The sequence below is a fragment of the Emticicia sp. genome, assembly GCF_049241225.1.
Classification (GTDB): domain Bacteria; phylum Bacteroidota; class Bacteroidia; order Cytophagales; family Spirosomataceae; genus Emticicia.
On record NZ_JBMLRC010000407.1, the window covers coordinates 1 to 3,246 of the forward strand.

3 protein-coding genes and 1 pseudogene are annotated in these 3,246 nt (G+C 38.4%); 2 read left to right on the plus strand and 2 right to left on the minus strand.

The window, feature by feature from the left end; translation table 11 throughout:
* Together ACOVO2_RS21150 and pxpB are read left to right on the plus strand one after the other, a co-directional pair.
* Window positions 1–1,190, plus strand: a 1,190-nt coding sequence (locus ACOVO2_RS21150; RefSeq protein WP_421771896.1) for a M28 family peptidase, incomplete at its 5' end; no start/stop codon positions are given.
* Complete coding sequence (gene pxpB / locus ACOVO2_RS21155) at window positions 1,156–1,854, plus strand: 5-oxoprolinase subunit PxpB (RefSeq protein WP_421771897.1); 699 nt, start codon at window positions 1,156–1,158, stop codon at window positions 1,852–1,854. The genes ACOVO2_RS21150 and pxpB, both read left to right, overlap by 35 nt.
* A 98-nt stretch (window positions 1,855–1,952) precedes the next feature.
* Here the strand turns inward: pxpB and ACOVO2_RS21160 are convergent, their stop codons facing one another.
* The gene (locus ACOVO2_RS21160; RefSeq protein ID WP_421771898.1) at window positions 1,953–2,624 is read right to left on the minus strand and encodes a 3-keto-disaccharide hydrolase; all 672 of its coding nucleotides are present in this window, start codon (window positions 2,622–2,624) and stop codon (window positions 1,953–1,955) included.
* A 137-nt stretch (window positions 2,625–2,761) separates the two neighbouring features.
* Window positions 2,762–3,246, minus strand: a pseudogene (locus ACOVO2_RS21165) (hypothetical protein); the annotation flags it as partial.

The window sequence follows — 3,246 nt, forward strand, 5'->3', positions numbered from 1 at the left end:
GAACTGACTCATTAAAATGGACAAAAGATTTTATTATGTTGAGCGGAAAAGCCACCAAACTCGAAAATATTCCAGTGGTATTCGTGGGTTATGGCTGGGTTGATGAAAAGCAAAATGATTATAAAGACATTGACGTAAAAGGCAAAATTGTAATCGCTCAATTTGGTATTCCAAACAGCGACGACCCGAACGAAAATCTCAGAGGTTCATCAAAAAAAGTGGAGTTTGCCGCCAAAAATGGTGCTGCGGCTTTCATTCAATTATATAATTTGAAATATCCGTGGGCAGCAATTACCAATTATATGGGTGGTGAAAAACTTACGTTAGCACCAGAAAATGCTGTTAGTGCTGACATTCCGCATATTTGGGTAAGTAATACGCACTTGAAAAAATTTGATAGAGAATCTTTGAAAACCTTGAGTTTGAATGTGAGTGAAGTCTCAAAGAAAACCGTAATGTCTTACAATGTTTTAGGCGTTTTAGAAGGCTCTGACCCAGTTTTGAAAAATGAATATGTGGTATTAACTGCACACTTCGACCACGTTGGAACTGGCAGAAAAGGTGGCCGAGTAACTGAAAGCGATACTATTTTCAATGGAGCAAGAGATAATGCCTTCGGAACAACTGCCATTTTATCAGCCGTGAAAGCATTTACCCAAAAACCAACCAAGCGTTCGATTTTATTCATTGCCTACACAGGCGAAGAAATTGGACTTCTGGGAAGTAAATATTATGCCGAGCATCCACTCGTGCCGTTGAAACAATGTGTTTACAGCCTCGATTGCGATGGTGCAGGTTATAATGACACAACCAAAGTCACGGTTATCGGACTTGACCGCACTGATGCCCAACCACAAATCGAAGCAGGAGCAAAGGCTTTTGGATTAACAGCAATCACCGACCCAGCTCCCGAGCAAAATCTGTTCGACCGTTCAGATAATGTAAATTTGGCTGCAAAAGGTATTCCATCACCCGATTTTGCCCCAGGTTTTACGGCTTTCGATGCAGAAATCAACAAGTTTTATCACCAAGTTTCTGACAGTCCAGAATCAGTCAATTACAATTATTTGCTGAAATTCTGTCAGGCCTACGTTTATGCAGCTCGGTTGATTGCCGACCGCCCAACTGCTCCTAAATGGAAGGCTGGCGATAAATATGAAAAAGCATTCAACGAGCTATATGGTAAGTAATTCGTACAAGATTTTTCCACTTAGCGATTCGGCCATCACAATTGATTTTGGCAATGTCATTGATGAAAAAGTCAATGACATTGTCATGCAATTGTATCATTTTTGCAATAAAAACGCTTTTGTTGGCATGAAAGAAGCCATGCCAGCTTACGCTTCTCTGACCATTTTTTATGATATTTTTCAAGTCAGAAAAAACTATATTTCGTTCAAATCTGCTTATGATTTTGTAGAAAATTTCTTGATAAAAACTTATGAAAATATCGGTGAGGTAGAAAATTATGTAAAAAGAATCATTGAAATTCCTGTAAATTATGATGGCGAAGATTTAGGCTATGTGGCTGACTATCATCAGATTAGCGAAGCACAGGTAATTGAATTTCACACATTTCCAACATACAGAGTATATATGATGGGATTTTTACCGGGGTTTGCCTACATGGGCGGTTTAGATGCTCGAATAGCTACGCCACGTAGAGCTACACCACGCACGAAAGTACCTGCGGGAAGTGTAGGTATTGCAGGAAATCAAACTGGGATTTATCCTTCAGAAAGCCCTGGGGGCTGGCAATTAATTGGCCGAACAGAATTAGAACTTTATACACCAAACGCCGCAGAAATTACTCTCTTAAGAGCTGGTGATTTAGTGAAATTTGTTGCCTTGTGATTGGAGAATTGGTTATTGGGAAATTAGTTACTGGAAAACTGGTATACGTAATTAACCAATAACAAATAACCAATTTCCCAATAACCAGTAACAAATCACTACTTCAACGGTGTTAAATCTACTTTTCTAAATTCTACTTCTGCACCTTCGGCTTGTAGAGCGATTTGTCCCTTTTGGGCAGTTGCACCAAAACCATCATTGACCATATCGCCATTTACCCAAACTTTTATTTTATCGCCTCGGCATTCGATTGTCATTTTATTCCATTCACCGAGTGGTTTTTCTGAATTGTCGGTCAAGTTTTTAACTCTTCTCTCTTTACCTTCGGTTATCCCCCAGTTTTCTTTTGGTCCACGTCGAGTTTCCATGTTTTCTACCTTAATATCTTCTACGATACACCAAAAATCCCCTGCATTTTCGTGCATCATTTGTACTTCGATAGATTTTGGGAACATTCCATACAAGGCACGAGGCGTTGACGCATGCACCAAAACACCACAATTACCTGGTTTTCCTGCAAAACGATATTCCAATTCGAGACGATAGTTTTCGTATTTATCTTTGGTCAATAAATGGCCTTCGGGAGTTCCCATACTCACCAAATTTCCATCTCTGATGATAAATGATTTTCTGAGATTTGGGTCTTTGTCGGTGGCAGGCACGTCGCTATACCAATTATTCAGGTCTTTGCCGTTGTATAAATGGATAGTTTGGGCAAAGGTTTTTCCCAATGTAAAAACGCTAAAAGCAAATGCAATAAAATATTTCATATCAGAATATTTGTTACGGATTTGAATTGATAAATAATGTATTTGCAACAAATCATTGATTTTCAAAAACTTGCTACTCGTTGACTGTCGACTGTACACTGTACACTGTTGACTATAGACTATCGACCGTTGACTACTTAATTAATTCCCAAAGTAAATGAATTTTTTGATTTTTGTGCCAAATTTTTACTATTCAAAATAATTCGTTGAACAGGCAGATTATCCCATTTGGTTTTAAAACTTACATATTCCATGCCTTCGGTTGAAGGTAAATCGGTTGAAACCTCCCAAGTTTTTGGGTCATATTGTAAAGTAACTACTTGTCCTTTCGGAGTTTTGAGTGTGATTTTGCCCGCTACCGAGTTATCAATCGTACATATTGTCATAAAAACTTGTTGCAGCGAAGTTGGCTTTTGATTCAACGAATAATCATCGGTTAGTTCAACCGTATTTTTTACTCTATTCAATTTCACTGTTCTGTTCCAAGATACAATTCCTGCATTTTTATCATAAGCATTGGCGATATCAAGGTTGAGCGTAGCTTCTTTGTCCGAAATGGTACTTTTGACATTACTTGCCTCAAACTCTCTACCTGCTTTCTGACCTAAACCATTGATTATAG